Raw genomic sequence first — 26,580 nt, forward strand, 5'->3', positions numbered from 1 at the left:
CGTGGTGCAAACTGAAAACGATGCAGTCGGAGGTCGGTTCCATGAACAACCGCGACATCGGCATCGGAGGCCCGGCCGGCGCCGCCTGGCCCCTGAAGCGGATCTGGGCAGACTTCTCGGCTGACCTTCTTTATTATCCGGCACATTCCCGCCCCGGGTATCGGCATCCCGGTGACCGTCGCCGGCAGCGGGGCCAAGCTTCCAGGACCTTCACGCCGCCGACAAGCGATCGGACGGGGAATCGTGCGGGATTCGAGGCATATTTGATGGTATTCGATTCCTACCGTTGCAGAGGCCGGGCTCCCATCGGCCCCGCCGAGTGAACGAGAGCCACAAGAGCCATGAATGAAATCGGCGGCCAGCCATTCGATGCAGAGCGCACGCTCAAATCCCCGCTGATCATCGGGGTAGGCGCTTCGCCCGGTGCACTGGACAGCATCGAGCGCTTCTTCGCCAAGCTGACTGTCGGGGTCGACCAGGCCGTCGTGGTGGCGCTTCAATACCACGAAGCTGCCAACGAGCCGCGGCTGCGCACAGCGGTGCAAAATTCCCACGGCAGCAGGATCGCCGAGATCGTCGATGGCCACGCCGTCGAGGGCGGGACTATCTATCTGTGCCCGCCGGCGATGATCACCACGATCCAGGGCGATCGGTTCGCGATCCGCAAGGCCGAGCAGGCCCCGGGTGAGCGCGCTACCATCGACAGCTTCCTGGTCTCGCTGGCCGAGGAGCGCGCCGAGCAGTCCATCGGCGTTCTCCTTGCCGGCACCGGCGGCGACGGGACGCTCGGCACCGCGACTCTGAAGGACCATGGCGGTCTCGCCATCGCCGAAAAGGTCGCAGGGCCGGGGGAGGCAGAGCACCTGGTCGACGGCAACACGCCAGCCGGCATCGCCGACTACGTGCTGCCGCCGGAGGAGATACCCGAGCACATCCAGGTCTACGCCCGGCATCTGCGGCGCCTCGAGGAGAAGCAGGGCTTCGACGAGGTGCTGGCCGCTGCTGCGGCCTCGCTGTCGCGCATCGCCGACATCCTGCGCAACAAGACCGGCAACGATTTCCACGGCTACAAGCAGAACACCTTTCTGCGCCGGGTGCAGCGGCGCATGCAGGTGGTCCAGATCGACGATATTCCCGCCTATGTCGATTTCTTGCGGAACGACAAGGACGAGGCGCTGAACCTCTTCAACGACCTGCTCATCGGCGTCACCGAATACTTCCGCGACAAGCGTGAGTTCGAGGTGCTGGAGACCCAGATCATCCCGAGGATATTCGAAGGCAAGGCGGCGGGCCAGCAGGTGCGCGTCTGGGTGCTCGGCTGCGCCACCGGCGAAGAAGCCTATTCGATCGGCATTCTCCTGCGCGAGCACATGGCGCGGATGGATTCCGTGCCGCAAGTCCAGATCTTCGCCACCGACATCGACGGGCGGGCGCTGGCGACCGCGCGCGTCGGTCGCTATCGCACCAACATCGAGGCGGACATGAGCAGCGAGCGCCTGGCGCGCTGGTTCGTGCGCGAGGGCGACACGTATTGCGTGGTCAAGGAGCTGCGCGAGATGTGCATCTTCTCGCAGCACAACGTCATCAAGGACGCGCCGTTCTCCAACCTCGATCTCGTCTCCTGCCGCAACCTGCTCATCTACCTCAATACGGAACTGCAAAACCGGGTGATCCCGCTGTTCCATTTTGCGCTTCTGCCGGAGCGCTATCTCTTTCTCGGCAATTCCGAAAACGTGACCCGGCATCCGAAACTGTTCGCGCCGATCGACCGCCGCGCCCGCATCTTCAAGAAACTGGAGACTGGCACGGGGCTGCCGCCGGAATTCCCGATCACGACGGCGGCGGGCAGGGCCGCCGTCGAGGTGCCGCCGGTTCGCTCGTTCGGGCCAGACGTCGGACTTGAGCGCCGCGCCCATCGCATCGCCGAGCGCTACGCACCGGCCTATGTTATCACCGACGACAATTTCCGGGTGTTGCATTTCTCCGGTCGCACCGGCCGCTACATCGAGCCGACGGCGGGCGCCGCCACGCTCGACCTGCTCCAGCTCGTGCACCGCGATCTGCGCCTGGAGCTGCGCACGGCGCTCAGCCGAGCGGCCCAGACCAGCGCGCCGGCCCAGGCCGAGCAGGTGCAGCTCGGAGTGAATGGTCACCACGTCTTTGTCGACATCACCGTCGAGCCGATCCAGGAGGGCGCCGGCGGCTCCCGCAATTTCGTCGTTCTGTTCAAGGAGGGGCCTGCGCGGGCCGTCGAAGCCGACCAGGGCAATCCCGATGCGCTGGTGCGCACGGAGCATGTCGAACGCCTCGAGAGCGAGCTGCGCGCGACGCGCGAACGCCTCCAGGCGACGATCGAGGAGCTCGAGAGCACCAATGAGGAGCTGAAATCCTCCAACGAGGAATACCAGTCGCTGAACGAGGAACTGCAATCGGCCAACGAAGAGCTCGAGACGTCGCGCGAGGAGTTGCAATCGGTCAACGAGGAGCTGACCACCGTCAACGGCGAGCTGGCGCACCGTGTCCAGGAATTGACGCGCGCCACCAGCGATCTCAAGAACTTCCTCGAGAGCACGCAGATCGCCACCGTGTTCCTCGACAACGATCTGCGCGTGATGAACTTCACGCCCGCGATCACGCAGATCCTGCATCTCGTCGAGACGGATGTCGGGCGGCCCATTGCCCATATCAAGGCGCGCATCCCGATCGAGGAGCTCTATGACGACATCCGCCGCGTGCTGCGCACGCTCGCCAGCGTCGAGCGCGAACTGAGCGCGCCGGACAGCGGCAGGCGCTACATCGTCCGGATACTGCCCTATCGCAGCATCGACAATTTCATCGCGGGCGTCGTCGTCACCTTCGTCGACGTCACCGCGATCACCCGCGCCGAGGAGCGGCAGCGCCTGCTGCTGGCCGAGCTGCAGCACCGCGTCCGCAACACGCTCGGGGTGGTGCGCTCGATCGCCCGGCGCTCGGCCGAGTCCAGTGCGACCGTCGAGGAATACGCCTCCCATCTCGATGGCCGGCTCAACGCTTTCGCGCGTACCCAGGCGCTGGTCACGCGCGAACCCGAGGGAGGCGTCGACCTCGAATATCTCGTGGTCGAGGAGTTGCTCGCCTACAATGCCCGCGAAGGCGAGCAGATGCGCGTCTCCGGCCCGAAGGTGCGCTTCCAGGCCAAGGCCGCCGAGACGTTCGGGCTCGCCATCCACGAGCTTGCGACCAATGCGCTGAAATACGGCGCCCTGAGCCGGCCGAGCGGACGTATCGAAATCAACTGGCGCCTCGACGAGAGCAGGGAGCCCGGCGAGTTCGTGTTCGAATGGCGGGAGCGCGGCGGCCCGCCGGTCACGCCGCCGGCACGAAAAGGCTTCGGTACCGAGCTTCTGGAACGAACCCTGGCATTCGAGTTCAAGGGGCGGACCACACTTGCATTCAACACTACGGGGCTGCAGTGCATGATCACCATTCCCATTAGCAAGCGGACCTTCCATACACCGGTGGTGGCTGGCTGATGCCGTTGTCGACCCTCGATCGCAGCGTGCTGGAGCCGGCCATTCGCCGGCTGAACACGCTGCGGCCGTTGTCGGCGGAAGCGCGCGCATCACTCCAATCCGCGCTGCTCGAGGGATTGCAGCGCGCCGGAGCAGGCGAGGATCTGATCAACGAGGGCGATCCCGTCGACAGCGTCCGTGTCGTGCTGTCGGGCTGGCTCTGCCGCTACAAGTCGCTGGAGGACGGCCGGCGCCAGATCGTCAACTTCATCTTCCCAGGCGAAAGCTGTGACGCGCACGCGTTCCTGCTACCGACGCTGGATCATTCCATCGCGACGCTGACTCCGGCAGTCTATTCCGACATCAAGCGACCGCGTTTCGAGCGACTGATGGCGGGCGACCCTACGCTGGCGGAAGCATTCCAGTGCGAGACACTCGTCAGCACGGCGATCCAGCGCGAATGGGCCGTCAATCTCGGCCGGCGCGTCGCCGTGGAGCGCGTGGCTCATCTGTTCTGCGAGATCTTCGAGCGGCTTCGCCCCGTCGGTATGGTCGACCGCAGTTCCTGCATCATGCCCGTGACGCAGATGGATCTCGCCGACGCCACCGGCCTGTCCGTGGTCCATCTCAATCGGACGCTCCAGGAGTTGCGCGCGGCAAGCCTGATCGTCCTGCGCGATCGGACATTGACCATTCCCGATCTCGATGCGCTCAAGGTCGCGGCGCTGTATTCGCCGAGCTATCTTCAACTCTATCGGCGTGGCTGAACGGCCGCGCCCTAAAGGCGCATCGCGACACCGAGGAACGCTAGCTCGGTCTTCGCGAAGGCACGCAACCGTTCCCGCTCTGGAACGTTATCGTCCAGCCGACTTGTACATGGCAGAACGCAGCGGCGCGCTCGGCTCATGCACTAGGGAGAACGCCTGATGACGACGCGACATCGATTCAAGCACGTGGAGACCCTAGAGACCCGCTTGGCAGCGGAAGCGGAGCGGCTGCGCGAGCAGGCGAACTTGTTGCCGCCCGGCGCAGCCCGCGACGAGATGTTACGGAAGGCGCGACAGGCGGAAACGGGATCCCAGATGAGCGAGTGGCTGCGCTCGCCGGGGCTGCAGCCGCCGAATTAGGCTCCAGCCGTCCCCGGCGCGGATCGTCAGCGCTTTTTCGCAGCCTTGCTTTGCCTGTTGTATGGCGAGCGGTTGACGGGCCGCAGCGAAATGCCTTCGCGCTGCGCCTTGCTGCGGATGGCCGCGACCGGGCGCTGAAGCTTGATGCTCATCACGCCGGTCGGAGTATTGCCCTTCGCGAGCTGCTTCAGCTTGCTCACATCCGCCGGCGTCCAGGGCTGGCGTGCGCGGCGCTTGTATGCGGGATTTGCCTTGCGAGGTCCCTTGCGGCCGATCGGCGAGCCCGGCCGTTTCCATGCTGCTTTTGCCATGATGTTCCTCCTTCAGATCGTTCTTGAACATACGAATCAGCATTTCGGTTCCGCCGTACTCCGGGGTGCGTGATCATCCAGCGCGCAACGCAAAATCGCGCGGCGTTAACTTATGGAAATGCCGGAACCGGAAGTTGCGGCGGAAGCTACAAACGCTGCCGGCTGGGCCGGCCGACCGGCAGGAGCCTCGAGGCCCCGGCGCCTTGATCCCCGCCGGGGCCGCTTTCACCACTGCGAAATCCTAGAGTAAAAATCGAGATGACCGCCAAACGTAACCGCAGGAAACAGACTCAATCGCTCCAGGAGCGCCTGGACGCGTTCGCCGAAAACGCTCGCGAGCGCGCGCACGATCTGCCGCCCGGCAGGGAGCGCGAGATGCTGCTGCGTCGGGCCAAGCAGAACGAAGTGGCGTCGAACCTGACGGACTGGCTGAGCGCGCCCGTCACTCCAAGGCGAGGGCCAACCTAGTGGGAAGCTTCAAGCACTACCGTGCGTTCCAGGTCGATCCGGACGGGCACGTGTTCGGATGCATCAATCTCGTTTGCGACGACGACGAGCAGGCCAAGCGGGAAGCCGCCGCGCTCGTGCTGGTCCACCGCATCGAGTTGTGGCGGCTCGACCAGAGGATCGCGAAGTTCGACGCGCCGCAGGAGCTTGCGCGCCAGTAGAGGAACCGCGCGCTGGGGCGCCGGATTGGTCGGAAGACACCGACTTCGCCAGGAGCCAGCATGACGGATGCCGACGTTCGAAAGGGGATGCCGCCCGTCAGGCTGTCGCGCGAGGTGTTCGAGCGACGCTACAAGCGTCAGTTCGTCGATCCCGCCTTTGCTCGGCTTGGGGGTGAGCTCGATGCCATCACCGCGACGGCCTGGGACGCCTACAGCCATTCGCGCAAGGCACCATTGACGCGGAAGGCCGGCGTAGGCTTCTCCGATCCCGGCTACGATCTTGCCGTCGACTGGCTCGATGCGCGCGCTGGGATCCTGGACGCGCAGCGCCGCCACGACAATGCCGACGAGATGCCGCGCATCCTCGTCATCAATGGCTCGGCCCGCAGCGAGCACACCTGTCCCGGCGAGATGTCCAAGACCTGGCGGCTGGTCAAGCTGGCCGAGCCGGTCTTCATCGAGATGGGATTTGCCGTCGACATCCTCGATCTGTCGCGCCTCGCTTCGGAGTTCGGCAAGACCATTCATCCCTGTAAGTCCTGCGTCAGCACCGCCATGCCGCTGTGTCACTGGCCGTGCAGCTGCTATCCGAACCACTCGCTGGGCCAGACCCACGACTGGATGAACGAGATCTATTCGCTCTGGGTTGCGGCCCACGGCATTCTGATCGTGACACCCGTGAACTGGTATCACGTGCCCGCCGGACTCAAGGCGATGATCGACCGCATGGTCTGCGCCGACGGCGGCAATCCCGATCCGACCTCGACCCACGGCAAGAACGCCGCCGAAGCCAAGGCCATCGAGCTGAAGGGCTGGCCGTATCCGCGCCATCTCGCCGGCCGCCATTTCGGCGTCGTCGTTCACGGCGACGCGGTCGGCGCCGAGGGCGTGCGCCGGGCCTTGTCCGACTGGCTGACCGACATGCAGCTGATCTCGGCCGGACGCTTCGCCGAGCTCGACGGTTATGTCGGCTATATGGAGCCGTACGCCACATCGCATCGCGCGCTCGACGAGGACGAAGAGTTTCAGCAGGAGGTGCAGAACGCAGCACGCGCGCTCGGCAACGCGGTCCGGCTCGCGCGGAGCGGGCGCCTCGAGGAGCCCGGCGCCGGCCTTGCGGATCCGAACCCCAAATGACCGGCGCGGCGCTCGACTGCCTGATCGTCGGCGGCGGCCCGGCCGGGCTGATGGCTGCGATCTATCTGGCGCGCTTTCGCCGTGGCGTTTGCGTGGTGGACGCCGGCGCGAGCCGGGCAGCGCTGATCCCGCGCAGTCATAACGTCCCCGGCTTCGTCCACGGCCTGTCCGGCACGGAGCTGATCGAACGGATGTCGGCCCAGCTGAATGAGCTCGCCGTCGGGCGGGTCGCGGCGGAGGTCACGGCATTGCGGCGGCACGAACACGGCTTTGAAGCGATCTGGAACGGTCGCACGCATCATGTCGCCAGCGTCGTGCTCGCCTGCGGCATCGTCGATACGCATCCGCCATTTGCGGAGTGGCGCGCGGCGGTCGCGGACGGCCTCTTGCGCTACTGCCCGGTCTGCGACGCCTTCGAGGCAGCGGGCCGCCGCATCGGCGTCGTCGGGCCGCTTGATCGTGCGGCCAGCAAGGCGCTCTTCCTGCGTGGTTATTCCAGCGACGTGACGCTGCTCGCGACCGGCGCCGACGACGCCAAGGTCGCGACATCGGAGTTGTCCGAGGCGGGTGTCGGAATCGTGTTCGCGCCCGAGCTGCGCCTGGCACGGCGGGACGGCGGCGTCGAAGCGGATTTCGCCGACGGACGGACCGCGCAATTCGACATCGTCTATCCCGCGATGGGCGCCGAGGTCCGCTCCCGGCTCGCGACAGCGCTGGGCGCCGACCACACCGCAGACGGTCATTTGAAGGTCGACGGTCATCAGCGCACGTCGGTCGACGGGCTCTACGGCATCGGCGACGTCGTCACCGACCTGCACCAGATCTCGGTCGCGTTCGGCCATGCCGCAATTGCCGCCTGCACGATCCACAACAGCCTGCCGCGGCGGCTGGCCTGAGGGGGAACGAAGCGCGCGCCTTGGTCTTGACTGGACGGACGCGCGAAGGAAGAGCCCATGCTGGAAGAGAAGCTCAAGGAAGCCATCATCGACGAGTTGAAGCGTCAGGCTGCCGACCGGCCGCAATCGCTGCAGGTCCACGGCGCTGCAAACGCGAAGGGCTCGGAGGAGCTGACCGTCAACGGCAAGATCGACCTCGGCGCGTTGGCCATGGTGATCGCAGGATCGGTCGCAGGCGGCCCTTAGCCATACTCCTCGCCGATGCCGTATTCCCGGTAGATCTGCAGCGGATCGAGTTCCGGAAACAGGCGGCACTTGGCTTGGGCAAGGTGCAGGCTCACCGCTGCCGGCTCCTTGCCGTCCGCGAGCAGCTTGCGCAGGTCGTCCATATGCGCGTTCGGCTGGTGCTTCGGTTCGAGCTGCTGCAGCGCCACCAGGGCGGTCGCGAGCGCTTCGGTCAGAACCCAGTCGTCGTGGCCCGTGATTCCCTTCTTCGGCATCGGCAGAACCCCACATCTGGCGGTCGCAGCATACCGCGACTTCCGCCAATTCGCCATTGAGCCGTTGCGGGCAGGCGGCGCGGGCAGGCCGATGGCCGTGCTGCAGCTTGCCTTGTCGCCGTGTCCGGCTAAAAGGCGGCAAGTTGCGGGGCGATCGTATCATTGTCGAAACGAACTTGGCGTAGACGGCCGCTACCGCATCCAGGCTGGCCGTTCCGGTCTGGGTCCCCCGGTCCCCGGATCACGCGACACCACAGCGTTGCGTCCCCTCAAGGTTCGAGCCAGCATGGTTTTTCTCAGCTTCGTCTACCGCTTCCTCACCAATTTCGCCTTCATGGCGGTGGTCTATTTCAGCCTGAACTTCATGGAGAAATATCCGAACCGGGCGATCCTTGCGATCCTCGTGCTGATCTACTCCGCCATGCGCGCAGCCTCGACGCTGCGTGCGTTCTACTTCTTCCAGAAGATCGAGAAGCTGGAGGCCGAGGCCAGGCGTCTTCAGGCTCCGATCAACGACGGTTCGGGCGGAACTTCGGTGCGCAAGCAGGTCGTTACCGACGTTGCGCGGCTGCGGCGCGACGGCGAGCTCAAGTCCTATATGGACCTGTTCTTCCTGGCGTTGATCGTGCTGCTCTGCGTCGCCGCCATCATGCGGCAGTAAGGGCTCAAGCGCGCTTCTTCAGGCTGGCGACGCGGGTCGGGCGGGGCACGGCGGTCTTCGAGGCTGCAGCCCTCGCCGCAGTATTCTTGGGCGCGATGTCGAGGGGCTGCGCGCCATCATTGGCTGCCGCCGGCGCCGCATGCGCCGTGCGCGGCCCTTGCAGCTTGGCCGGCTTGCCTTTGGCAGTCTTGCCCTGAGCTGCCTTGGTCTTGGCCGCTCGGGGCGTTTGGGCGGCCATGGCGAGCCGCGTCGCGGCACGCCGCGACAAGGTCGTCGACAGCAGCACCTCCACCGAGCCCTCGGGAATCGCGAAGAGTTCGCGGCCGGGAACGGGCAGGCTGGCGGCGACACTGGCCTGCGCCATGGTCCTGCGCGGCAGCAGCGGCTGATGCTCGATCTGCGCGTTGAGGTCGGCGAGCGCAGGTGCCGGCAGCATCCTGGTCTGCGTGAATACGAATTGCGGCACGCGCGGCCAGCGTGCGATCGGCGTCGTCTCGGTCGGCGGATGCAGCAGCCATTCAACCGCGGTGGTCGGCGTCGCCGCCCGCTCGGCGGTTGCGGGCACCACATGCACGATGCGATAGCCCTTCGCCTTGAGGTCGCGGATGATCTTGGGTAGCGCCGCCACGGTGCGGGCCTGGATGTCGTGCAGCAGCAGAATGCCCTTGCCCTTGGCCTCCAGCCGCTGGATCGCGAGCTGGTACACCCGGTCGGATGAGACGTGGCGCCAGTCGTCGGCCGGGAAGTCGGCGCTCCAGACCTGGATGCCGCGCGAGATCAGATGGTTCTCGACGCCCTCGGCGCGCATCAGGCCGGGAATGCGGAAGAACGGGGCGAGCTGGGACGGATCGGTCATCGCGGCCGCGGTCCACGCGATGCCGCCGTTGATCTCGGCCTCGGCCTTTTCGATCGGCATCCGGTCGAAGGTCAGCGGATGGTCCATGCTGTGGGTGCCGACGGTGTGACCCGCCGCGACCAGCTTGCGCACGCCGTCCGGATTGGCCTTGGCCTGGTTGCCGACGATGAAGAAGGTCGCCTTGATGCACTCGTCAGCGAGGATCTTCAGCACCTGGTTGGAATATTTCGGGATCGGACCGTCGTCGAAGGTCAGGACGACCTCGCGGTCTTTCAGCGGCAGCGTCTCGCGATACTGCATGGTACCGATCAGCGGATGCTCGCGCGGATCGACCACGAGGGTGCGGGACGTTCCGAGGGCTTCGGGATTGCCGGGACAGTCGGCCGCGCGCGCGGCCGGCGAAGCGGTGGCCAGAATTCCCAGGCAAAGGACGATCCACGATCGCGTCCGCAGAACAACGCTACTTCCGATCATGAACCTCGTCTGCCCCCATGCAATCGGTGCCTAGATAGGTCGGAGATGCCCCATAACGGTTCAGCCGCAGCCGCCTTATCTTTGCACGGGGTAGCATGAACAGAGTGTTAATTGCCCCCAAATCACCCCATTTTGCGCCGGCGTGACATTCCGGCATCAGCGCGTATCGGCGCTCTTCTGCGGAGCGCCCGCGGGTACGATGTGAACCACCCGATAGCCGTTCTCCCTCAGATACCGCAGGAACGCCGGCATCATTGCGGCTGTGCGCGCCTTGTTGTCGTGGAAGAGGATGATGCCCTTGCCGCTCGCAGCGAGGCGCTCGGTGACGAGCTTCAATTGCTGCTCCGGTGTGATCTCCTCCCAGTCGCTGGCCCAAAGATCGGCCCCGAACACGATGATGCCGCGCGATTGGAGCAGGTCGAGCTGCGCTTGTGTCGACTCGAAATAGGGAAAGCGGAAGAACGGCGTTGACGGTGTCGTCGTCGAGATTCCGTGCAGCGCCATTTCGTCTGCGACGATGCCCCGGTCGATATCGGCGATGGCCTTCTCGAACGGAATACGCCCCATGAACGGATGCGAGAAGGAGTGATGGCCCAAGGTGTGGCCCTCGCGGGCGATGCGCTTGACCATGTCGGGGTGCTCGGAGGCGTGCTGGCCGATCAGGAAGAAGGTCGCGCGCACGCATTCCTGCGCCAGCGCGGCCAGCACCTTCGATGTCGTCGGCGGGTTGGGCCCGTCGTCGAAGGTCAGCACCACCTCGCGGTCGGCCAGCGGCAGCGTCTGCGGAAAGCTCTTCAGGCCGACCCGCGGCGTGGTCTTGGCGTCGACGCTGAGGACGCGCGAGGTGCCGAGCGCGTCCTTGCGCGGGCACTCGGCGGCCTCCGTCTCGGCGGCGCCGATGACGGTCGCCGCGGTGCCGATGAGTGTCGCGGCGAGCACGCCCGCCATGGTCGAGGTCCACCTCAGTCGCAGCATCTTTGTCATTGCGCTCGGCTTCGCCTTGTGGGTATTGCCTGAACCCTCAGCTCATACCACCCGTTTCAACCTGTCAAACGGCGAGGCGCGCCATGGATGAACAGATGGACGTTGCCCCGACCGCTGCGGATTCGGTACTCGACCACGTGCCGATGCGCAATGAAGACGGCGATATCAGGCACGAATTCGTCGAGGAAATCGCCCGTGCGATCGAGGCCGGTGACAGCGCGGCGCTCCGGGCCTGTGTCGCGGAACTGCACGAGGCCGATCTCGGCGATCTGATCGGGGCCCTGGAGCCCGACCAGCGCGTCCGCCTGGTCGAGCTCACCGGCCGAGACTTCGACTTCTCGGCGTTGAACGAGGTCGACGAGACCATCCGCGAGGAGATCCTCGAGGAGCTGCCGCCGGAGACGGTCGCCGAGGGCGTCCGCGAGCTCGAATCCGACGATGCGGTCGAGCTGCTGGAGACCCTCGACGCCGAGGAGCAGGGGGAGATCCTTGAGAAGCTGCCGCTCAAGGAGCGCGTGGCGCTCGAGCGCAGCCTGCTTTATCCGGAGAATTCCGCCGGCCGCCGCATGCAGACCGAGTTCATTGCCGTGCCCCAGGATTTCACCGTCGGCCAGGCGATCGACTACATGCGCGAGACGCCGGATCTGCCTGATCGCTTCTACGAGATCTACGTCGTCGACAAGGAGCAGCACTGGCAGGGCGCGGTGCCGCTCGACGTGCTCCTGCGCACGCGCCGGCCGGTGGCGCTGACCGAGCTCACCGACGAGGACCGCCGCCGCGTCTCCGTCCTGGAGGACCAGGAGGAGGTCGCGCGCATGTTCGGCAAGTACAATCTCGTCGCCGCACCCGTGCTCGATACCCAGGACCGCCTCGTCGGCGTCATCACCGTCGACGACGTCGTCGATGTCATCGAGGAGGAGGCGGACGAGGACCTCAAGGCGCTCGGCGGCGTCACCAGCGACGAAGAGCTGTCCGACACCTTCCTGACGATTGCGCGCGCCCGTTTCAACTGGCTGCTGGTGAACCTCGCCACCGCGTTTCTGGCGTCCTCGGTGCTCGGCCTGTTCGAGGGCCAGCTTGAGAAGATGGTCGCGCTCGCGGTGCTGGCACCGATCGTGGCGAGCCAGGGCGGCAATGCCGCGACCCAGACCATGACGGTCGCGGTGCGGGCGCTCGCGACCCGCGAGCTCGGCCCTTCCAACGCCTGGCGCGTCGTGATGCGCGAGGCTCTGGTCGGCCTCGTCAACGGGCTCGCCTTTGCCGTGATCACGGGCATTGCCGCGGTGGCCTGGTTCAAGATCCCGGGCCTTGGCATCGTCATCGGGCTTGCAATGGTCTGCAACCTGATCGCCGGTGCGCTCGGCGGCATCCTGATCCCGATGGCGCTGGATCGCGTGCGGGCTGACCCTGCGGTGGCCTCGGGCACGTTCGTCACGACGGTGACCGACGTCGTTGGCTTCTTCTCCTTCCTCGGCATCGCGACGCTCTGGTTCGGGTTGAGGTAGGCGGCCCTCTTGTGTCCCGGGCGCGCTGCAACGCTCTTCGCGTTGCTGCGCAGAACCGGGACCCGGAAGGCGGCACGGCACCATGCTGCGGCATGGGCCCCGGCTCAGCAGCGCACCACGCCGCTAGGGCGGCGCCTTGCGCTGCGTCCGAGGCACGAGAGTGCCATCTTTAATTCCACCTTAAGCGACCTGCCGCATCATCATGCCCGCTTGGGGGAATGGGCATGCGTTTGCGGCTGAAGGCGGACGGACGGATCGTCGAATTGCGGGATGGGCAGGAGTTTCCAGTCCAGCCGTCGGTGAACGCCGCGCCCGCCGATACCTCGTCGCTCGCGGTGCGCGATTTGCGCCGCCGCGCCTGCCTGACCCAGATGGAGGTCGCCGCCAAGCTCGGCGTCCCCGTCGAGACCATCCGCAACTGGGAGCAGGGCAAGCGCGCCCCTCGTGGTCCGGCCCGCGCGCTGCTCGCCGTGATCGCGCATGCCCCTGATACGGTGTTCCAGGCGCTCGCCAAGGCCTGACGCACACCTCCCGTTAGTCTTGCATCGAAGATCCCGGTCCGGATGCTGCGGCTTCGTTGGCAGCAGCGACGGCCGGGTCCATAATGGCGGTCGGGCTGCCGCAACAGAGAGGATTCCTCATGCTGTTCGTCGAGGCCAATGGCGCAAGGATCCCGGCGATTGGGCTCGGGACCTGGGAGCTGAGCGGAAGACCGGCCGCCCGGTTGGTGCAGCAGGCGCTGCGGCTCGGCTATCGCCACATCGACACCGCGCAGGCCTACGACAATGAGCGCGAGGTCGGCGACGGCCTGCGCGCCTCGGGCGTCCGTCGCGACGACGTCTTCCTCACGACGAAGGTCTGGACCAATCATTTCGCGCCCCATGATCTCGAGCGCTCGGTCAAGGAGAGCCTTGCACGCTTGCGGCTTCCCTCCGTCGATCTGCTGCTGCTGCACTGGCCCAACCCTCACGTACCGCTGGCGGAGACGCTCGGAGCGCTGTCGCATGCAAAGCAATTGGGGCTGACCCGCCACATCGGCGTCTCCAATTTCACGGTGGCGCTGATCGAGCAGGCGGCCGCCTTGTCGCCGGAGCCGCTGGTCTGCAACCAGGTCGAGTATCACCCTTATCTGGACCAGGCGAAGGTGCGGGCGGCCTGCGGCGAGCATGGCCTCGCGCTGGTCGCCTATAGCCCGATCGCCAAGGGCCGCATCAAGTCCGACCAGACGCTGGCCGAGATCGGGCGCATCCACCGCAAGACGCCGGCGCAGGTCTGCCTGCGCTGGCTGGTGCAACAGAATGTCGCTGCGATCCCGCGTACCTCGCGCATCGAGCGCCTGTCGGAAAACATCGAGATCTTCGATTTCGAGCTGTCGGAGGACGAGATGAGCCGGATCGCGGCGCTCGCCAGCCCGAAGGGACGCCTGACTGACTTTGGCTTCGCCCCGAAATGGGATTGAGAGGGGACCCGGGTATGCTACGACCGCGACGGCAACCCAAGATCGCTCGATGGAACTGCGGAAGATCATACGGACGGACATTGCGGCGTCGGCAATCGCGCATCTGACGCTGGTGGCGCTCGTCGTCGTGATCAGCGAGGTACATCCGTTTCACGCCGCGCCGCCCGAGACGGTGAGCGTCGACATCGTCACGCCGGAGCAGGTGAAGGAGGAGGAAGCCAAAGCCGAGGAGAAAGCTCAGGAAGACGTCAAGGACAAGACCCCGGAGCCGCTCCCCGACCTGAAGCTACCGAAGCTCGATATCACCGACAAGGCAGACGCGGCGCCAAAGCCGGCGGACAAGCCGCAGGCGTCGCCGCAACCGCCATCGCAGGCACCGCAGCAAAAGCAGCCGCAGCCCACGCAGGCGCCGCAGCCGCGGCAAGCCGACGTGCCGCAGCAGCAGCCGCCGCAGCAGTCCCAGCCGCCTCAGCCGATGCCGCAGCAGCAGGCCGCGGCGGCGCCGGCCTATCAGGCGCCGCAGCCGGACGTCACTGTCAAATACGGCGTCATGCTCGGCCTCCCGCCTGAATTGCCGACGGAGCTGCCGAAAGACGTCCTCCAGGACGATGGCGGCGATGCAAAGGATACGATCGCCGCCAGGCTTCCACCCGAAATCATTGCCGCGCTGCGCCGTCACTTGCGAAGCTGCGCCAAGCTCCCGGCCGGCGTAGGCCCCGCCGACAACGTCAAAATCAAGCTGCGCGCGGTGTTCGCCACCGACGGCACGCTCTTGCGCGAGCCGGTCCTGATGGCGGCCCCGCCATCTGCCAAGGGCGTGGCCCTGGTGAAGTCCGCAATGAGCGCGCTCCAGAACTGCCAGCCCTACAAGATGCTGCCGGCCGATAAATACGCGGAATGGAAGGTGCTCGATCTGCCGTTCAGCCCGCGGGATTTCGGGTCGTAGCTGCCCTGTAGCCGCGGGCCGTAGCCCGGATGAGCGAATGCGACATCCGGGAGCTCTGCTGATGAAGTCCCGGGTATCGCTTCGCTCACCCGGGCTACGCGACCGCGCCTGTGTCGCCCTCTGTCAACCCGCCGCTGCGAAAATATTCCACTTTACCGAAATTCGGATTTGTCGTATGGGTCGCGCATCCCGGTTCATCCTTGAGGGGCGATCGTGAGGTCGTCATGTTCGCGAGCCGGGCTTGCGGTGGACGCGGCAGCGTCGGGCGCGAAAGGCGCGGGCAGGGAGGGTAGTCCCCGGTGAGCTCGTGGCCGCGCGCGGACGAACGGCGCTGACAGGTTCGTCCCGCCGGTCTTCGATGGCAACGTGCACAACGTCGTCGGAGCCGGTGGGGTCAAGCGAACCGCGCGTACGGCAAAACCGTGTGGTCCTGGCCGTCGTTGCTACGGTCAAGCTCTTGCGGATGCGGCAATCGCGTCAACCGGCGCGGCGGCCGGTGAATTTCGCGAGGGCGAGGGAGGCCAGAGGGAAAGTTCGGCTCCCGGGAGAGCGCGGCATAAGCCGTCCGACCATCGCGCAGGGAAGGCCGAGTGTTCGGCGACACCTGTATGCTGCTGTGCGGTTTTCTGCGTGTGCATTTTGCGCAGCAGACCGCGGGTGCCAGTCGGCACCCGGCCTTCCCTGCGCCCTCTCGATCGAGAGGGTGAGGAGATGAAGCAAAGCTCGGGCGAAATCAGCCGCGAGAACGGGAAGGCATGTCTGCGATGGCGCAGGATGGGTGTAGCCCTTCCGCAACCTATCATGCTTCAGCGACGAGGATGCGCAATGGTTTTCGCTTCGCTCTACCTACCCTACGAGTTCGCTGCGCTCGCTTCAATGACCGCGCTTCCGCGCTCCTTCATCGTCATCCACCACCTCCGGCGCCATCGCGGCCCAGGCGCTGGACGCGAACTGCCGGCGCCAGGTCACGACCACCACGGCTGCCGTGGTCACGAACAACACCCAGGGGCTGACGAACCAGCCGAGATAGCCGAGCGCGAAGAAGAATGCGCGCTGGCCGCGGTTGAAATGACGGCCGGCGGATTCGAACAGGCGCGAGGTGCGGATGACGTGAGCTTCGGCCTCGGGCGTGTCGCGCCGGTTTGCCGGCGGCATGCCGCCGAACAGGATCGCGACATAGTTGAACAGGCGATAGGCCCAGGCGAACTTGAAGAAGGCGTAGACGCAGATCAGCACGAGGCCGACGCATTTCAGCTCCCACATCGCCGGCGAGGTGCTGAGGTCGACCGGCAGCTTGCTCAAAATCGTGATGGCGTCGTTGGTGGCATGCAGCAGCGCCAGCGCGCCGCCGAGCGCGAACAGGCTGGTGGAGGCGAAGAAGGCGGTGCCGCTCTGGAGCGAAGCCATGATCTGCATGTCGACCATGCGCGTCTCGCGGTCGAGCATCCGTCGCACCCAGACCTCGCGATAGCGGTTCATGCGGGCCGACAGGCTGTCGCGGCCATAGGCCGAGTGCTCCAGCGTCAAGGCATAGACCAGCCATTCGATGATGAAGAAGCCGACGGCGACGATGTCGACCCAGTGCCTGCTCATGCCGCTCTCCGCGCGAGGATCGCAACGATTGCCACGCACGGCCGGGCGCGGCAACGATTGATTGGCGGCAGGCGATGGCGTTAAAAGCGGCTCGCATCAGGACGTCTCGGGAAGGACTGCTGACATGGCTGCGCTGAAACTCGCGATCGGCAACAAGAACTACTCGTCATGGTCGATGCGGCCCTGGCTCGCACTGCGCGCCAACGACATCCCGTTCGCGGAGACGCTCATTCCGCTGTATACGGACAATCCCGCGGACAAGGAGCAGATCCTGTCCTTCAGCCGTGCCGGCAAGGTGCCGGTGCTGGTTGATGGCGACGTCACGGTCTGGGATTCGCTTGCCATCATCGAATACGTCGCCGAGCGCTATCCGGAAGCGAAGCTCTGGCCCGACGACGTCGCCGCGCGCGCGCATGCCAGGTCGGTGTGCGCCGAAATGCATTCCGGCTTTGTGGCGCTACGCAACGAATGCGGCATGAACCTGCATCGGCCGATCGGTGCCGTGGCACTGTCGGCGGATGCCAAGGCGAACATCGCGCGCATCGAGGAGATCTGGCGCGAGTGCCGCACCCGCTACGGCGCACAGGGACCGTTCCTGTTCGGCCGCTTCGGGGCGGCGGACGCCATGTATGCCCCTGTCGTGCACCGCTTTCGCACCTATGCGATCGAGGTGGCGCCGGACACCAGGGCCTACATGGAGACCATGATGGCGCTGCCGGCGTTCCAGGAATGGACCCGCGAAGGACTGGCCGAAACGCTCGTCATCGCCAAGTTCGAGGACGCCTGACCGGCGCCGGCCGGGGAGGACGGCCGCCGATGGGATGAGGGTGCGACAGGCTGCGACATGTCGGCGGAATTAACCCCTCCGCCGGTATCATCACCCCGCCGGCTATCCCGTTATCATTTTGAAATGACTGCGTAAATTGAGTGCCTGCCGTGCCGGCATGGCGCTGGCCAAAAGCACCGGGCGCGTGCTATACAACGACCCGGGTTTCCGGCCGGCCCTCGCAGTGGGACAACTGGGCGAGGCGGGCGCTGTTTGAGTGATGGAGAGGGTGTTGAAGCACAAATTCCCCGTGGGATCGCGCGTCCTGTTCACGGCCAGCAATGTCGCGCGTCCGGCCGCAAGCGGTGCATATGAGATTATCCGTCTGCTCCCGACCGACGGCGACGACTGCCAGTACCGCATCAAGAGCTCGACCGAAGCCTTCGAGCGCGTTGCCAAGGAAAGCCAGCTCGCACTCTCCTGAAGGCTGACGCCGTCAACGCATCGGCCTCTCCCGGGAATTGCCCTTTGCCGCCGTCAAAAGGCCCGCTTCACCCTCACATGGTGGGTGGGGGCAGCTGCCGACTCGAGGTGCTCGCTTGACCATTCGCTCTTTGCTCGCGTGAGGGGACGTCGCGCATGAACTGGGCATGGGCTTCTTCGCTCGACCAAATCTGGCGCTCGCCGGCCTTCCCGATGTGGATGACGCTGGCGGCGGCCGGCTGCTTCGGATTGATCCTGCTCGTCACGCTGCTGCGCGCCGACCGATCGGTTGCCAATGGCGCGCTGGCCGTGATCACGCTGCTCGCCCTCGCCATCACGGTGCCGACCGCCATGCAGCTCCGTGGATCGGAGGGGCAAGGCGCGCCGGCCGAACCGCGGACGCAAGCCGCGGTGACCGCGAGCCTGCCTGCGCTATCCTGCCTCGACGATCTCGCCGGCGACACCGTCGCCGCGGGCTGCGAGAAGGCCCTGTTTGGTGCGCCCGACGCGGCGGCTGCCGCGGTCTCCTACACGGCCGCGAGGATCGACCGGCTGACCGCGCTCGGCGACACCGCTACGGCCGAGAAGAGCCTGACACCCGACATGAAGGCGCTGCGCAAGTCGCTCGAGCGTGACCGCTACGGCGTTGTCGCGCATGTGCTGGTGACGCGTGACGGCTGCACGCAGTTCGACTGCGCCGCGTTCCGCTCGTTGACCGACCAGCAGCAGGTCGCCGCCAACATGGACTCCCATCTCTACGACATGCTGGTTGCGCGCCATGCGCCGACCTGGACCGCACCGGCAGCGGCGCCGGCAATGCCGTCCACCGCAGCGCTTGCCGGGCTGCCTCCCGCGATGCCGACGGGCAAGCCGACCAATGCGGAGTTCCCGAGCGCTTCGTCGACGCCCCCGGTGAGCATCATGAATCCGGAGCCGACGGCAACGACGAGGCAGGCAGCGCCCGCCACGAATGCAGCGCCGGCCCCGCGTGCGCCCGCCGCGGCCTCGGCACAGGCTGCCGCGCCACCCGCTGCGGCGGCCGCGAAGAAGCCGCCGGTACCGAAGGCGGCGCGCGCGCCAGCCGCACCGGTTCCGCTCGCGCCACCACCGGCCTCCGTGGCCGCTCCTCCGGCTGCGGATAACGAGTAGATCGGCATTTCCAATGCGGGGCTGCCCGGCTAATGCTGGCGCATGCCGCTACATCTGATCAAGCTTGCCGTCGGCTGCGACTCCGTCAAGGAATTGAAGGAGTGGATCGCCGAACGGATGCAGACCGCCAAGAAGAAGGGTCTGCCGCAACATCACATCCACGTCACCCGCATGGTGCCCAAGCGCGACGCCGAGATCCTCGCCGGCGGGTCGCTCTACTGGGTGATCAAGGGCGAGGTCGCCGCGCGGGAGAAGATCATCGGCATCGAGCCGTTCCGCGACAAGGACGGCATAGGGCGCTGCAGGATCGTGATGCAGCCGAAGGTGATCTCGGTGTCGCCCCGGCCGATGCGCCCGTTCCAGGGCTGGCGCTATCTCACCGAGGATTCCGCGCCTGCCGATCTCGGCAGGTCCGCCGCCGGCTCGATCGCGGCGATGCCGGAACCGATGCGGCGCGAGCTGCGCGATCTCGGTTTGCTCTAGACCGCGATATTGTCGATCAGCCGGGTGGTGCCGAGCTTGGCCGCGACCAGGATCCGCAACGGGCCGTCCTTGCGCGAGGTGACCGGTGCCAGCGTCTCGGCATGGCGGATCTCGTAGTAGTCGAGCGCAAAGCCCGCCGCCGTGATCATCTCGGCGCCGCCGGCCATCGCCGGGGCGATCGCATCGCCGGCACGGATGCGTCCGGCGCTCTCCTTCATGGCCCGGTAGAGGACGGTGGCGGTCTGGCGCTCCTCTGACGAGAGGTAGACGTTGCGCGAGGACATCGCGAGCCCGTCGCGCTCGCGCACGGTGCGCGAGCCGATCACCTTGACGCCGAGGTCGAGGTCGCGCGCCATCTGCGTCACCACGCGGAGCTGCTGGAAGTCCTTCTCGCCGAAGATCGCAACATCCGGCCGGACTTGCGTGAACAGCTTGCCGACGACGGTGGCGACACCGCCGAAGAAGTGCGGCCGGAAGCGGTCTTCGAGTCCGGCCAGCGCCGGCCCCTCCGGCACGACGCGAGTGGCGAAGCCTTGCGGATACATGGCCTCGACGCCGGGGTGCCAGACCATATCGACGTCCTCGGCCGCGAGCTTGGCGATGTCGGCTTTCCAGGTGCGCGGATAGGCGCCGAAATCCTCGGTCGGCGCGAATTGAGTCGGGTTGACGAAGATCGAGACCACGACGCGGCTGGCGCGCCGCTTGGCCAGGCGGACCAGCGACACATGCCCGTCATGGAGGGCGCCCATGGTCGGGACCAGCGCGATGGTGGCCTTTCGCTTGCGGAGACTGTCGAGGGCGCGCCGCAGGGCGGGGACCGTGCGGGCGATCAGGGGGCTTGATGACATCAGGACTCGGCGGGGTTGGCAATCGGTGCGGGTGCGGCTGGCGCTGCACCGGCTAACCATAACAAGCGGCGATCGTGGACGCCATGCATCCGGATGCGGCACAGCATCCCGCGCAAGGCCGCGCGGGTCGCCGCGACGCCGTGGGACGGATCAACATCGGCTCAGCGATTCAAAGGGAAGAACGGCGCATTGCAATTTGCAGGACGTGTCACGCATTTCACTTGACCGCAGCGGCGGTCAACTCGAAGATATTCGCTCGGTGTGTTGGGGATTGCTATGCTTGTGCAAGCTAGCCAAGGCCAATCCGGCTCGGCGCATGTGGTTGTGCTCGGCAATGAGAAGGGCGGCTCCGGCAAGTCGACCACCGCCCTGCACATCGCCGTTGCGCTTCTGAAGGCCGGCCAGCGCGTCGCCACAATCGACCTCGACTGCCGCCAGCAAAGCTTCACCCATTACATCGACAACCGCGCCGCCTGGGCCGGCCGCACCAAGCTCGACCTCGAATTGCCGGTGCATCGCTGCATCAAGCTCGGCGAGACCATGCAGATCGCAGAGAACGAGAATTCCGAGTTCCAGCAGTTCATGGAAGCCGTCGCGGCGGTCGAGAGCAGCTTCGACTTCATCGTCATCGATACCCCCGGCACCGACAGCTATCTGATGCGGCTTGCCCATTCGATGGCCGACACCCTGGTCACACCGATCAACGACAGCTTCCTCGACTTCGACGTGCTCGGCACCGTCGATCCCGCGACTTACGCGGTGACGGGCGAAAGCCACTATGCCGAGATGGTGCGCGACGTCAGGCGCAAGCGCCGCCAGGTCGATGGCGCCACCACGGACTGGATCGTCGTGCGCAACCGCCTCTCAATGCTCGGCTCCCGCAACAAGCAGCTCGTGGCCGAGGGCCTGAAGGATTTGTCGCTGCGGCTGGGCTTCCGCTATGTCGACGGCTTCGCAGAACGTGTCGTCTACCGCGAATTCTTCCCCCGCGGTCTGACCGCGCTCGACGAGATCGACGAGGCCACGCTCGGCATGCGGCCCAATCTCGGCCATCTGACCGCGCGGGAGGAGGTGACGAGCTTACTCCGCCAGCTCAAGCTGCCGCTCGACGAGCGCGGCCGCCGCCGGGCGGCCAACCGCGCCGAATGGTTCAGCCAGGTCGACAAGCCGCTCGAGGTCCACGATATCCTCGGCGCCTGACCTGCGGGTATAGGGCTACTTCCGGCCGTTTCGAGCAGTCGGCTTAGGCTGGAACCCGGTCTGCGCCCGGCGCGTTTTAATGCCGCATTCACTGCGAAATCGAACCCATTCAAGACGGGTTGCGTCCAATGGTAAGTTGCACCTGGCGTAGCGGTAGGAGGATGGGGTGCTTACAAAGCGTGTGCGTCGCACAATGAAAGGGCTGCGGAGTCACAATATTTAGCCTTCCTGTCACGCTGCTGTGACATATATTAGGGATAGGCGACCAGGGGCCGAAGAGCTCCGGAACAACACGATTTTCAACAGGTATTCAGGCCGCTATGGCCTGAGGCTGAGGACGAAAATGAAGCGTGGAATTGCCGTTCTGGTTTCGGTCAGCGCTCTCTGCGGCATCGCCTATTTCACGGCGAGCAAGTGGGCAATCAAGCACGAGACCATCACCTTCTACGATGCCTCGCGCGACAACCGTCCCGTGCCTGTCTCCATCGCCGTGCGCCGCGACAAGGAAATGCAGGCCAACGCCGGCATGATCAAACTGCCGGTCGCGGTGATCAATCACGGCAACACCGTCAAGAACACCGAGTATGGCTTCCTCGCCAACATGTTCGCTGCGCGCGGCTACATCGCCGTCAGCCCGCAGCATGATTTGCCGACCGATCCTCCGATGGTGACCAAGCCCGGCGAGCTCTATGTCGGGCGGCTGCCGCAGATCCTGCGGGGCGTCGCCAACATTCATCTTGCCATGCACGAGATGAAGAAGGTTCAGCCTAACGCCGACTACGACAAGGTCACGATGGTCGGCCACTCCATGGGCGGCGATATCACCATGTACTTCGCCAAGCAGTATCCGGATGAGGTCAAGAAGGTCGTCACCCTCGACAATCTGCGCGTGCCCTTCGTCACTGCCGGCAAGTTCAAGATCCTCTCATTCCGCTCCCAGGATCCTCAGTTCAAGGCCGATGCGGGGGTGATTCCGACCGACGAGGAATGCGAGAAGGCTGGTATCCAGGTCGTGAAGACCGAGTTCCAGCACAACGACATGCGCGACACCGGCCCGGATGTGGCAAAGAGCTCGATCCAGAGCATGCTCGACAAATTCCTGAGCACGACCGACAGCGATCTGGCGCCGGTCGACACGCAATCGGCACCGCCCAAGATCCTCGAGCCAGGCCCGGTCGCGCTGATGGCACCCGCAAAGAGCTGACGTCACCCATCGATCGCACCGATCGTCGAAGCCTCCGCCGGCGGCAAGCCTGCGGAGGCTTTGCACATTGACCGGGCTGCAAGCGCTGACCACATTAGCCGCTCACGCAGGGTGCAAGCAGAGATGTCGGGCCAGCCTATCAAACCGCGCGGTCGCGACGCCGTCTCGGCGCAAGCAGACGGCTCGCTGTCGCGAGCGGGGACCTCAACCTCGGATGACATCGCCGCCTTCGTCGCCAAGGCACGGGCCCTGTCGCCGCATGCGCCCGGCGCGAAGGGACGCCTGATCTTCGCTCTGGATGCGACCATGAGCCGTCAGCCGACCTGGGACATGGCCTGCACGCTGCAGGCCGACATGTTTCGGGAGACTGCGGCGCTCGGCAGCCTCGACATCCGGCTGGTCTATTATCGGGGCTTCAACGAGTGCCGCGCCACGGGCTGGATCTCCGACAGCGGCAAGCTGGCCACGCTGATGAGCAAGATCGATTGCCGCGGCGGCGATACCCAGATCGGCAAGGTGCTGAGCGAAGCCCGGCGCGAGGCGGTCGCATCGGGCGTGCGGGCCGTGGTCTTCGTCGGCGATGCGATGGAGGAAGACATCAGCGAGCTCTGCGCCAAGGCGGGCGAGCTCGGCATGCTCAAGGTGCCCGTGTTCGTGTTTCAGGAGGGGCATGACGCCGTTGCCGAGCAGGCCTTTCGCGAGATCGCGCGCCTGACGGGCGGCGCCTGGTGCCGGTTCGATCCTGGTGCGGCGGCGCAGCTGCGCGAGCTGCTGCGGGCAGCTGCGGCCTATGCCGCTGGCGGACGCGAGGCGCTATTGAAGCTGGCGGGAAGCGCGAGCGGCGCGGCGAAGCTGATCAGCCAAATGAAGTAGCGACCAGGCGGCGGTGGATGCCATGCTTTTCGGCAAGAGGACGACTATATTCCAGCCATGACCCTGATCGCCGGCGCTGTTGCCGTTATCACGCTTTACCTCCTGCTCCAGATGTTCCGCTCCGCCAATCCGGCGGTGCTGGCACGCACCATCAAATTCGGCGGCGGCGTTCTTGCGCTGGCGGTCGCGGCCTTCACGGGATTGCGGGGCGAACTGGCGGTGGCGATCCCGCTCGGAATCTTTGGCGCCGGGCTGCTCGGCTGGACGCCGCTGGCCAATGCAGGCTTCGGCAATCTCGGTGGGCTTTTCGGCGGCGGCGCGACGCGCCCGTCGGGGCAGACCTCGCGGGTGCGGTCGCCGTTCCTGGACATGCGACTCGACCACGACACTGGCCAGCTGACCGGCCAGATCGTCGCCGGACCTCATGCCGGGCGCGACCTTGGCGAGTTCGATCTCGCCGGCTTGTTGGCGATTGTCCCGACGTTCGACGCCGAGAGCGTGGCCTTACTTGAAAGCTATCTGGACCGCCGGTTTCCCGCTTGGCGTCAGGACGCGCAGGGCGATGCGGCAGGGCGGCAGCGCCGCTCTGCGGCGAGCAACAAAATGACGGCGGAGGAGGCCTATCAGATCCTTGGCTTGCAGCCGGGAGCGGGGCGTGACGACATCAGCCGGGCGCACAAATCCCTGATGAAGAAACTCCATCCCGACCAGGGGGGCTCGACGTATCTCGCTGCCCGGGTAAACGAGGCCAAGGATACTCTGCTTCGCACGCATAACGGCTAACTCCGGCACCACGCTACAAACGCCCGTACCCGCGTGAGCTCCGTTCTGCTCTGTCTGCCGTCGCCCGCCCTTGTTGGCGTGGTCGATCCCTTGGGTAAAGTTTTAACCGTAAATCCTTGACGAGAGGTTGTCGTGGAACGGCCTTGTCGTGAACTGCCTCGGCATTACCCCATCCCCAAAACGAAAATGCCCGCGCATGGCGCGGGCATTTGGTCTGGAATGGGGAAGGAGATCAGTTGCGAACGGTGATGCAGGAGATCTCGGCGCGCTTCAACGTGCGGCAGACGGCTTCCGCCTGGTCGCGCTCGAGGCCGGCGAAGCGGGCGCGGTAGAGCTTGCGATTGTCCTTGGCGACGACGGGCTCGGTGAACGGATCGGCCTTGCTGAGCAGGCCGCGTGCCGAATTGCGGGCAGCGTCGATGCGCTGCTTGGCTTCGCTCTCGCTCTCGAGCGCGCCGACCTGGACGATCCAGCCGCTGTGGCTGACGACCGGCTTGGTGGGGGCGTTCATCTGGATCGGCTGCGGCGCCGGGTCGGCGGATGCGAGCTTCGGGCCGGTATGAACGGGCGCCGCCGCGGTTGCGGCCGGCAGCACCCCCAAGATGCCGTTGCCGGTGCCGAAGCCGGCCGGCTGCCGCGGCAGTTCGGCGCGGGCGTTCTCGACCTTCGACGTTTCCGGCTGGTTTACCGGCTCCGGCTTGCTGACGAGATCGGCCTTTGCGACGACCGCACCGGAGGTCTCAGCGACCTCCGCACGGGAGGGGATCGTGCTGGTGATGGGCGGCGCAACCTGGCCAGGGGCGGCGGAGGCGACCTTCACGGTGCCGGCCTTGACCTGGACCGTCTTGACCCGGACCGGCTTCATCGGCTCGGACGAGCCGGGGATGATGGAGAGCGGCTGGCTCGAAATCACGCCATTGGTGAGCGGCGCGGGCTCGATCTTGGATTCGGTCGGGCGAACCTCAGGCTTGCTGGGTTCCGCTCGGTGCTGGGCGGGCGGCATCGCGGCGGTGGCGGCCGCAAGGGTCGCCAGGCGCGCGGCGAGGCGCGACGGGGCAGCTTCGGGGGCCGGGGCTGCCGCGGCCTGGACCTGCGCGGGGGGCCGTGCTGGGGTGTCGGATGCGTCGGCAACATCGGTATTGGCATCGGCGGCGTTGCGCTCGGTGACCGCGACGACGGTGCGCGTGGTCGCGCCCTTGTCGAGATTCTCGGCGAGCAGGTTGCGCATGATGGCGTCGCGCGAGCCGCCGCTGCGGCCGCCGAGCACCACGCCGATCAGGTGGCGATTGCCGCGGCGCATCGAGCTGACGAGGTTGAAGCCGGAGGCGCGGGTGTAGCCGGTCTTGATGCCGTCCACGCCCTCGACGCTGCCGAGCAGGTGATTGTGGTTGCGGATCGATTGTCCGCGCCAGTTGAACGTCGAGGTCGCGAAATAGCGGTAATAGCGCGGGAAGCGCTCCTGGATGGCGCGGCCGAGCGTAGCCTGGTCGCGCGCGGTCGTGACCTGCTCGTCGTTGGGAAGGCCATTGGCGTTGCGGTAGACAGTCTTCGACATGCCGAGCGAGCGCGCCTTGCGCGTCATCATCTGGGCAAAGGCCTCTTCGTCTCCGGCGATTGCCTCGGCAATCACAACTGAGGCGTCGTTGGCGGAGCGGGTGACGAGGCCCTTGATCGCGTCCTCGACGCGGATGGTCTGGCCGGGACGCAGGTTTAGCTTGGTCGGATCCTGATCGGCGGCGTGCTTGGACACCGGCATTTCGGTATCGAGCTTCAGCTTGCCGGACTCAAGGCGCTCGAACAGCAGATAAAGGGTCATGATCTTGGTCAGCGAGGCCGGATGGCGGATCGCGTCAGGGCTTGTTGCCTGGAGTACCGCGCCGGAATTGCCGTCGACGATAATGGACGCGAATTTCGGGTTGGAACTCTCGGATACACTTCGCTGCACCTTGTGATGCGCGTAATGGCGCCGGTGGCGGCGCGCCTCGGCAGCGTCAATGGTGAAGATGACTGCGGTGGTGACCGTGAGCAGCCCGAAAACGCCAACCCGCGCCCAGCGCGAGGAAGACAAGTTGTTACGAAGCATGGAACCCCGTCCCCGTTTCTGACTTGATCACCGGCTCGTGGGGCGAAATTGTGCCCAAAAGACCCGGGATGATTACCTGCTCAGGCTGTCCGTCCGCTGG

Annotated in this window: 28 protein-coding genes; 21 read left to right on the forward strand and 7 right to left on the reverse strand. The window is 65.9% G+C overall.

Features of this window, described 5'->3' with window-relative positions; translation table 11 throughout:
* The first annotated feature begins 341 nt into the window (after positions 1-341).
* The 3 genes from AC3WLX_RS23120 to AC3WLX_RS23130 all read left to right on the forward strand — a co-directional run bounded on the left by AC3WLX_RS23120 (position 342) and on the right by AC3WLX_RS23130 (position 4,618).
* Positions 342-3,512, forward strand: coding sequence for a CheR family methyltransferase (locus AC3WLX_RS23120; protein ID WP_492337716.1), 3,171 nt, complete (start codon positions 342-344; stop codon positions 3,510-3,512).
* The gene (locus AC3WLX_RS23125; protein ID WP_492337717.1) at positions 3,512-4,258 is read left to right on the forward strand and encodes a Crp/Fnr family transcriptional regulator; all 747 of its coding nucleotides are present in this window, start codon (positions 3,512-3,514) and stop codon (positions 4,256-4,258) included. Before AC3WLX_RS23120 ends, AC3WLX_RS23125 begins: the two co-directional genes overlap by 1 nt.
* Before the next feature lie 159 nt (positions 4,259-4,417).
* Positions 4,418-4,618, forward strand: a complete 201-nt coding sequence (locus AC3WLX_RS23130) for a hypothetical protein (RefSeq protein WP_291622628.1) — start codon at positions 4,418-4,420, stop codon at positions 4,616-4,618.
* 26 nt (positions 4,619-4,644) lie between these two features.
* On the opposite strand, the gene AC3WLX_RS23135 is transcribed toward AC3WLX_RS23130, so the two are convergent.
* Positions 4,645-4,929 carry a hypothetical protein gene (locus tag AC3WLX_RS23135; RefSeq protein WP_291622626.1) on the reverse strand — a complete coding sequence of 95 codons (285 nt, stop codon included), beginning with the start codon at positions 4,927-4,929 and terminating at the stop codon, positions 4,645-4,647.
* A 258-nt stretch (positions 4,930-5,187) separates the two neighbouring features.
* Between AC3WLX_RS23135 and AC3WLX_RS23140 the strand changes: the two genes are divergently transcribed.
* Genes AC3WLX_RS23140 through AC3WLX_RS23160 form a run of 5 tightly spaced genes read left to right on the forward strand, consistent with a single transcriptional unit; the run spans position 5,188 to position 7,876 of the window.
* Positions 5,188-5,397: a hypothetical protein gene (locus AC3WLX_RS23140; protein ID WP_291622623.1), complete on the forward strand. Its 210-nt coding sequence runs from the start codon at positions 5,188-5,190 to the stop codon at positions 5,395-5,397.
* Entirely contained in the window at positions 5,397-5,597 is a 201-nt protein-coding gene (locus tag AC3WLX_RS23145) for a hypothetical protein (RefSeq protein WP_291622621.1), read from the forward strand. Before AC3WLX_RS23140 ends, AC3WLX_RS23145 begins: the two co-directional genes overlap by 1 nt.
* Positions 5,598-5,657: 60 nt before the next feature.
* Positions 5,658-6,734 (forward strand): flavodoxin family protein, encoded by a 1,077-nt coding sequence (locus AC3WLX_RS23150; protein ID WP_492337718.1) that lies wholly within the window; start codon positions 5,658-5,660, stop codon positions 6,732-6,734.
* On the forward strand, positions 6,731-7,630 hold the full coding sequence (locus AC3WLX_RS23155; RefSeq protein ID WP_291622617.1) for an NAD(P)/FAD-dependent oxidoreductase: 900 nt from the start codon (positions 6,731-6,733) through the stop codon (positions 7,628-7,630). The genes AC3WLX_RS23150 and AC3WLX_RS23155 overlap by 4 nt, the downstream gene beginning before the upstream one ends.
* A 57-nt stretch (positions 7,631-7,687) precedes the next feature.
* Positions 7,688-7,876 carry a hypothetical protein gene (locus tag AC3WLX_RS23160; protein WP_291622615.1) on the forward strand — a complete coding sequence of 63 codons (189 nt, stop codon included), beginning with the start codon at positions 7,688-7,690 and terminating at the stop codon, positions 7,874-7,876.
* On the opposite strand, the gene AC3WLX_RS23165 is transcribed toward AC3WLX_RS23160, so the two are convergent.
* A complete protein-coding gene (locus AC3WLX_RS23165) occupies positions 7,873-8,130 on the reverse strand; it encodes a hypothetical protein (RefSeq protein ID WP_291622614.1) in 258 nt (85 codons plus the stop codon). The genes AC3WLX_RS23160 and AC3WLX_RS23165 overlap by 4 nt on opposite strands.
* Before the next feature lie 286 nt (positions 8,131-8,416).
* Between AC3WLX_RS23165 and AC3WLX_RS23170 the strand changes: the two genes are divergently transcribed.
* Positions 8,417-8,791 carry a hypothetical protein gene (locus tag AC3WLX_RS23170; RefSeq protein WP_291622612.1) on the forward strand — a complete coding sequence of 125 codons (375 nt, stop codon included), beginning with the start codon at positions 8,417-8,419 and terminating at the stop codon, positions 8,789-8,791.
* A gap of 4 nt (positions 8,792-8,795) precedes the next feature.
* On the opposite strand, the gene AC3WLX_RS23175 is transcribed toward AC3WLX_RS23170, so the two are convergent.
* The gene (locus AC3WLX_RS23175) at positions 8,796-10,121 is read right to left on the reverse strand and encodes a polysaccharide deacetylase family protein (protein WP_492337719.1); all 1,326 of its coding nucleotides are present in this window, start codon (positions 10,119-10,121) and stop codon (positions 8,796-8,798) included.
* 156 nt (positions 10,122-10,277) lie between these two features.
* The gene (locus tag AC3WLX_RS23180) at positions 10,278-11,105 is read right to left on the reverse strand and encodes a polysaccharide deacetylase family protein (RefSeq protein ID WP_492337720.1); all 828 of its coding nucleotides are present in this window, start codon (positions 11,103-11,105) and stop codon (positions 10,278-10,280) included.
* 83 nt (positions 11,106-11,188) lie between these two features.
* Here AC3WLX_RS23180 and mgtE point away from each other — a divergent pair, with 83 nt between their 5' ends.
* From mgtE to AC3WLX_RS23200, 4 genes are all read left to right on the forward strand, one after another.
* Positions 11,189-12,610, forward strand: a complete 1,422-nt coding sequence (gene mgtE / locus AC3WLX_RS23185; RefSeq protein WP_492337721.1) for a magnesium transporter — start codon at positions 11,189-11,191, stop codon at positions 12,608-12,610.
* A 218-nt stretch (positions 12,611-12,828) separates the two neighbouring features.
* Entirely contained in the window at positions 12,829-13,131 is a 303-nt protein-coding gene (locus AC3WLX_RS23190; protein WP_492337722.1) for a helix-turn-helix domain-containing protein, read from the forward strand.
* Positions 13,132-13,250: 119 nt separating this feature from the next.
* Positions 13,251-14,069, forward strand: a complete 819-nt coding sequence (locus AC3WLX_RS23195; RefSeq protein WP_492337723.1) for an aldo/keto reductase — start codon at positions 13,251-13,253, stop codon at positions 14,067-14,069.
* A 49-nt stretch (positions 14,070-14,118) separates the two neighbouring features.
* The gene (locus AC3WLX_RS23200) at positions 14,119-15,015 is read left to right on the forward strand and encodes a hypothetical protein (RefSeq protein WP_492337724.1); all 897 of its coding nucleotides are present in this window, start codon (positions 14,119-14,121) and stop codon (positions 15,013-15,015) included.
* Positions 15,016-15,888: 873 nt separating this feature from the next.
* On the opposite strand, the gene AC3WLX_RS23205 is transcribed toward AC3WLX_RS23200, so the two are convergent.
* Positions 15,889-16,608 carry a DUF599 domain-containing protein gene (locus AC3WLX_RS23205; protein ID WP_291631456.1) on the reverse strand — a complete coding sequence of 240 codons (720 nt, stop codon included), beginning with the start codon at positions 16,606-16,608 and terminating at the stop codon, positions 15,889-15,891.
* A gap of 124 nt (positions 16,609-16,732) precedes the next feature.
* On the opposite strand from AC3WLX_RS23205, the gene AC3WLX_RS23210 reads away from it, so the two are divergent.
* The 4 genes from AC3WLX_RS23210 (at position 16,733) to AC3WLX_RS23225 (ending at position 19,489) form a co-directional block, all read left to right on the forward strand.
* Positions 16,733-17,395, forward strand: coding sequence for a glutathione S-transferase family protein (locus AC3WLX_RS23210; protein WP_291631454.1), 663 nt, complete (start codon positions 16,733-16,735; stop codon positions 17,393-17,395).
* A 259-nt stretch (positions 17,396-17,654) separates the two neighbouring features.
* Positions 17,655-17,858 (forward strand): hypothetical protein, encoded by a 204-nt coding sequence (locus AC3WLX_RS23215; RefSeq protein ID WP_291631452.1) that lies wholly within the window; start codon positions 17,655-17,657, stop codon positions 17,856-17,858.
* Positions 17,859-18,013: 155 nt separating this feature from the next.
* Positions 18,014-19,006 carry a hypothetical protein gene (locus AC3WLX_RS23220; RefSeq protein ID WP_492337725.1) on the forward strand — a complete coding sequence of 331 codons (993 nt, stop codon included), beginning with the start codon at positions 18,014-18,016 and terminating at the stop codon, positions 19,004-19,006.
* A 42-nt stretch (positions 19,007-19,048) separates the two neighbouring features.
* Complete coding sequence (locus tag AC3WLX_RS23225; RefSeq protein WP_291631928.1) at positions 19,049-19,489, forward strand: DUF1489 family protein; 441 nt, start codon at positions 19,049-19,051, stop codon at positions 19,487-19,489.
* On the opposite strand, the gene panC is transcribed toward AC3WLX_RS23225, so the two are convergent.
* Positions 19,486-20,337 carry a pantoate--beta-alanine ligase gene (gene panC / locus AC3WLX_RS23230; RefSeq protein ID WP_492337726.1) on the reverse strand — a complete coding sequence of 284 codons (852 nt, stop codon included), beginning with the start codon at positions 20,335-20,337 and terminating at the stop codon, positions 19,486-19,488. The two genes, AC3WLX_RS23225 and panC, sit on opposite strands and share 4 nt — an antisense overlap.
* 276 nt (positions 20,338-20,613) lie before the next feature.
* Between panC and AC3WLX_RS23235 the strand changes: the two genes are divergently transcribed.
* The 4 genes from AC3WLX_RS23235 (at position 20,614) to AC3WLX_RS23250 (ending at position 24,397) form a co-directional block, all read left to right on the forward strand.
* Complete coding sequence (locus AC3WLX_RS23235; protein ID WP_492337727.1) at positions 20,614-21,537, forward strand: division plane positioning ATPase MipZ; 924 nt, start codon at positions 20,614-20,616, stop codon at positions 21,535-21,537.
* 343 nt (positions 21,538-21,880) lie between these two features.
* Positions 21,881-22,741, forward strand: a complete 861-nt coding sequence (locus tag AC3WLX_RS23240; RefSeq protein WP_492337728.1) for an alpha/beta fold hydrolase — start codon at positions 21,881-21,883, stop codon at positions 22,739-22,741.
* Between the two features lie 123 nt (positions 22,742-22,864).
* Positions 22,865-23,614 (forward strand): vWA domain-containing protein, encoded by a 750-nt coding sequence (locus AC3WLX_RS23245; protein WP_492337729.1) that lies wholly within the window; start codon positions 22,865-22,867, stop codon positions 23,612-23,614.
* A gap of 57 nt (positions 23,615-23,671) precedes the next feature.
* Complete coding sequence (locus AC3WLX_RS23250; RefSeq protein ID WP_492337730.1) at positions 23,672-24,397, forward strand: DnaJ domain-containing protein; 726 nt, start codon at positions 23,672-23,674, stop codon at positions 24,395-24,397.
* Positions 24,398-24,629: 232 nt separating this feature from the next.
* On the opposite strand, the gene AC3WLX_RS23255 is transcribed toward AC3WLX_RS23250, so the two are convergent.
* A complete protein-coding gene (locus tag AC3WLX_RS23255) occupies positions 24,630-26,480 on the reverse strand; it encodes a serine hydrolase (protein ID WP_492337731.1) in 1,851 nt (616 codons plus the stop codon).
* Positions 26,481-26,580 lie beyond the last annotated feature (100 nt).

The organism is Bradyrhizobium sp. FW305-F6 (genome assembly GCF_058782905.1).

What these genes read in the sequence shown, in the direction of transcription:
- AC3WLX_RS23120 (WP_492337716.1), top strand. Translation starts at nt 342, where the DNA reads ATGAATGAAATCGGCGGCCAGCCATTCGATGCAGAGCGCACGCTCAAA.
- AC3WLX_RS23125 (WP_492337717.1), top strand. Translation starts at nt 3,512, where the DNA reads ATGCCGTTGTCGACCCTCGATCGCAGCGTGCTGGAGCCGGCCATTCGC.
- AC3WLX_RS23130 (WP_291622628.1), top strand. Translation starts at nt 4,418, where the DNA reads ATGACGACGCGACATCGATTCAAGCACGTGGAGACCCTAGAGACCCGC.
- AC3WLX_RS23135 (WP_291622626.1), bottom strand. Translation starts at nt 4,929, where the DNA reads ATGGCAAAAGCAGCATGGAAACGGCCGGGCTCGCCGATCGGCCGCAAG.
- AC3WLX_RS23140 (WP_291622623.1), top strand. Translation starts at nt 5,188, where the DNA reads ATGACCGCCAAACGTAACCGCAGGAAACAGACTCAATCGCTCCAGGAG.
- AC3WLX_RS23150 (WP_492337718.1), top strand. Translation starts at nt 5,658, where the DNA reads ATGACGGATGCCGACGTTCGAAAGGGGATGCCGCCCGTCAGGCTGTCG.
- AC3WLX_RS23155 (WP_291622617.1), top strand. Translation starts at nt 6,731, where the DNA reads ATGACCGGCGCGGCGCTCGACTGCCTGATCGTCGGCGGCGGCCCGGCC.
- AC3WLX_RS23160 (WP_291622615.1), top strand. Translation starts at nt 7,688, where the DNA reads ATGCTGGAAGAGAAGCTCAAGGAAGCCATCATCGACGAGTTGAAGCGT.
- AC3WLX_RS23165 (WP_291622614.1), bottom strand. Translation starts at nt 8,130, where the DNA reads ATGCCGAAGAAGGGAATCACGGGCCACGACGACTGGGTTCTGACCGAA.
- AC3WLX_RS23170 (WP_291622612.1), top strand. Translation starts at nt 8,417, where the DNA reads ATGGTTTTTCTCAGCTTCGTCTACCGCTTCCTCACCAATTTCGCCTTC.
- AC3WLX_RS23175 (WP_492337719.1), bottom strand. Translation starts at nt 10,121, where the DNA reads ATGATCGGAAGTAGCGTTGTTCTGCGGACGCGATCGTGGATCGTCCTT.
- AC3WLX_RS23180 (WP_492337720.1), bottom strand. Translation starts at nt 11,105, where the DNA reads ATGACAAAGATGCTGCGACTGAGGTGGACCTCGACCATGGCGGGCGTG.
- mgtE (WP_492337721.1), top strand. Translation starts at nt 11,189, where the DNA reads ATGGATGAACAGATGGACGTTGCCCCGACCGCTGCGGATTCGGTACTC.
- AC3WLX_RS23190 (WP_492337722.1), top strand. Translation starts at nt 12,829, where the DNA reads ATGGGCATGCGTTTGCGGCTGAAGGCGGACGGACGGATCGTCGAATTG.
- AC3WLX_RS23195 (WP_492337723.1), top strand. Translation starts at nt 13,251, where the DNA reads ATGCTGTTCGTCGAGGCCAATGGCGCAAGGATCCCGGCGATTGGGCTC.
- AC3WLX_RS23200 (WP_492337724.1), top strand. Translation starts at nt 14,119, where the DNA reads ATGGAACTGCGGAAGATCATACGGACGGACATTGCGGCGTCGGCAATC.
- AC3WLX_RS23205 (WP_291631456.1), bottom strand. Translation starts at nt 16,608, where the DNA reads ATGAGCAGGCACTGGGTCGACATCGTCGCCGTCGGCTTCTTCATCATC.
- AC3WLX_RS23210 (WP_291631454.1), top strand. Translation starts at nt 16,733, where the DNA reads ATGGCTGCGCTGAAACTCGCGATCGGCAACAAGAACTACTCGTCATGG.
- AC3WLX_RS23215 (WP_291631452.1), top strand. Translation starts at nt 17,655, where the DNA reads ATGGAGAGGGTGTTGAAGCACAAATTCCCCGTGGGATCGCGCGTCCTG.
- AC3WLX_RS23220 (WP_492337725.1), top strand. Translation starts at nt 18,014, where the DNA reads ATGAACTGGGCATGGGCTTCTTCGCTCGACCAAATCTGGCGCTCGCCG.
- AC3WLX_RS23225 (WP_291631928.1), top strand. Translation starts at nt 19,049, where the DNA reads ATGCCGCTACATCTGATCAAGCTTGCCGTCGGCTGCGACTCCGTCAAG.
- panC (WP_492337726.1), bottom strand. Translation starts at nt 20,337, where the DNA reads ATGTCATCAAGCCCCCTGATCGCCCGCACGGTCCCCGCCCTGCGGCGC.
- AC3WLX_RS23235 (WP_492337727.1), top strand. Translation starts at nt 20,614, where the DNA reads ATGCTTGTGCAAGCTAGCCAAGGCCAATCCGGCTCGGCGCATGTGGTT.
- AC3WLX_RS23240 (WP_492337728.1), top strand. Translation starts at nt 21,881, where the DNA reads ATGAAGCGTGGAATTGCCGTTCTGGTTTCGGTCAGCGCTCTCTGCGGC.
- AC3WLX_RS23245 (WP_492337729.1), top strand. Translation starts at nt 22,865, where the DNA reads ATGTCGGGCCAGCCTATCAAACCGCGCGGTCGCGACGCCGTCTCGGCG.
- AC3WLX_RS23250 (WP_492337730.1), top strand. Translation starts at nt 23,672, where the DNA reads ATGACCCTGATCGCCGGCGCTGTTGCCGTTATCACGCTTTACCTCCTG.
- AC3WLX_RS23255 (WP_492337731.1), bottom strand. Translation starts at nt 26,480, where the DNA reads ATGCTTCGTAACAACTTGTCTTCCTCGCGCTGGGCGCGGGTTGGCGTT.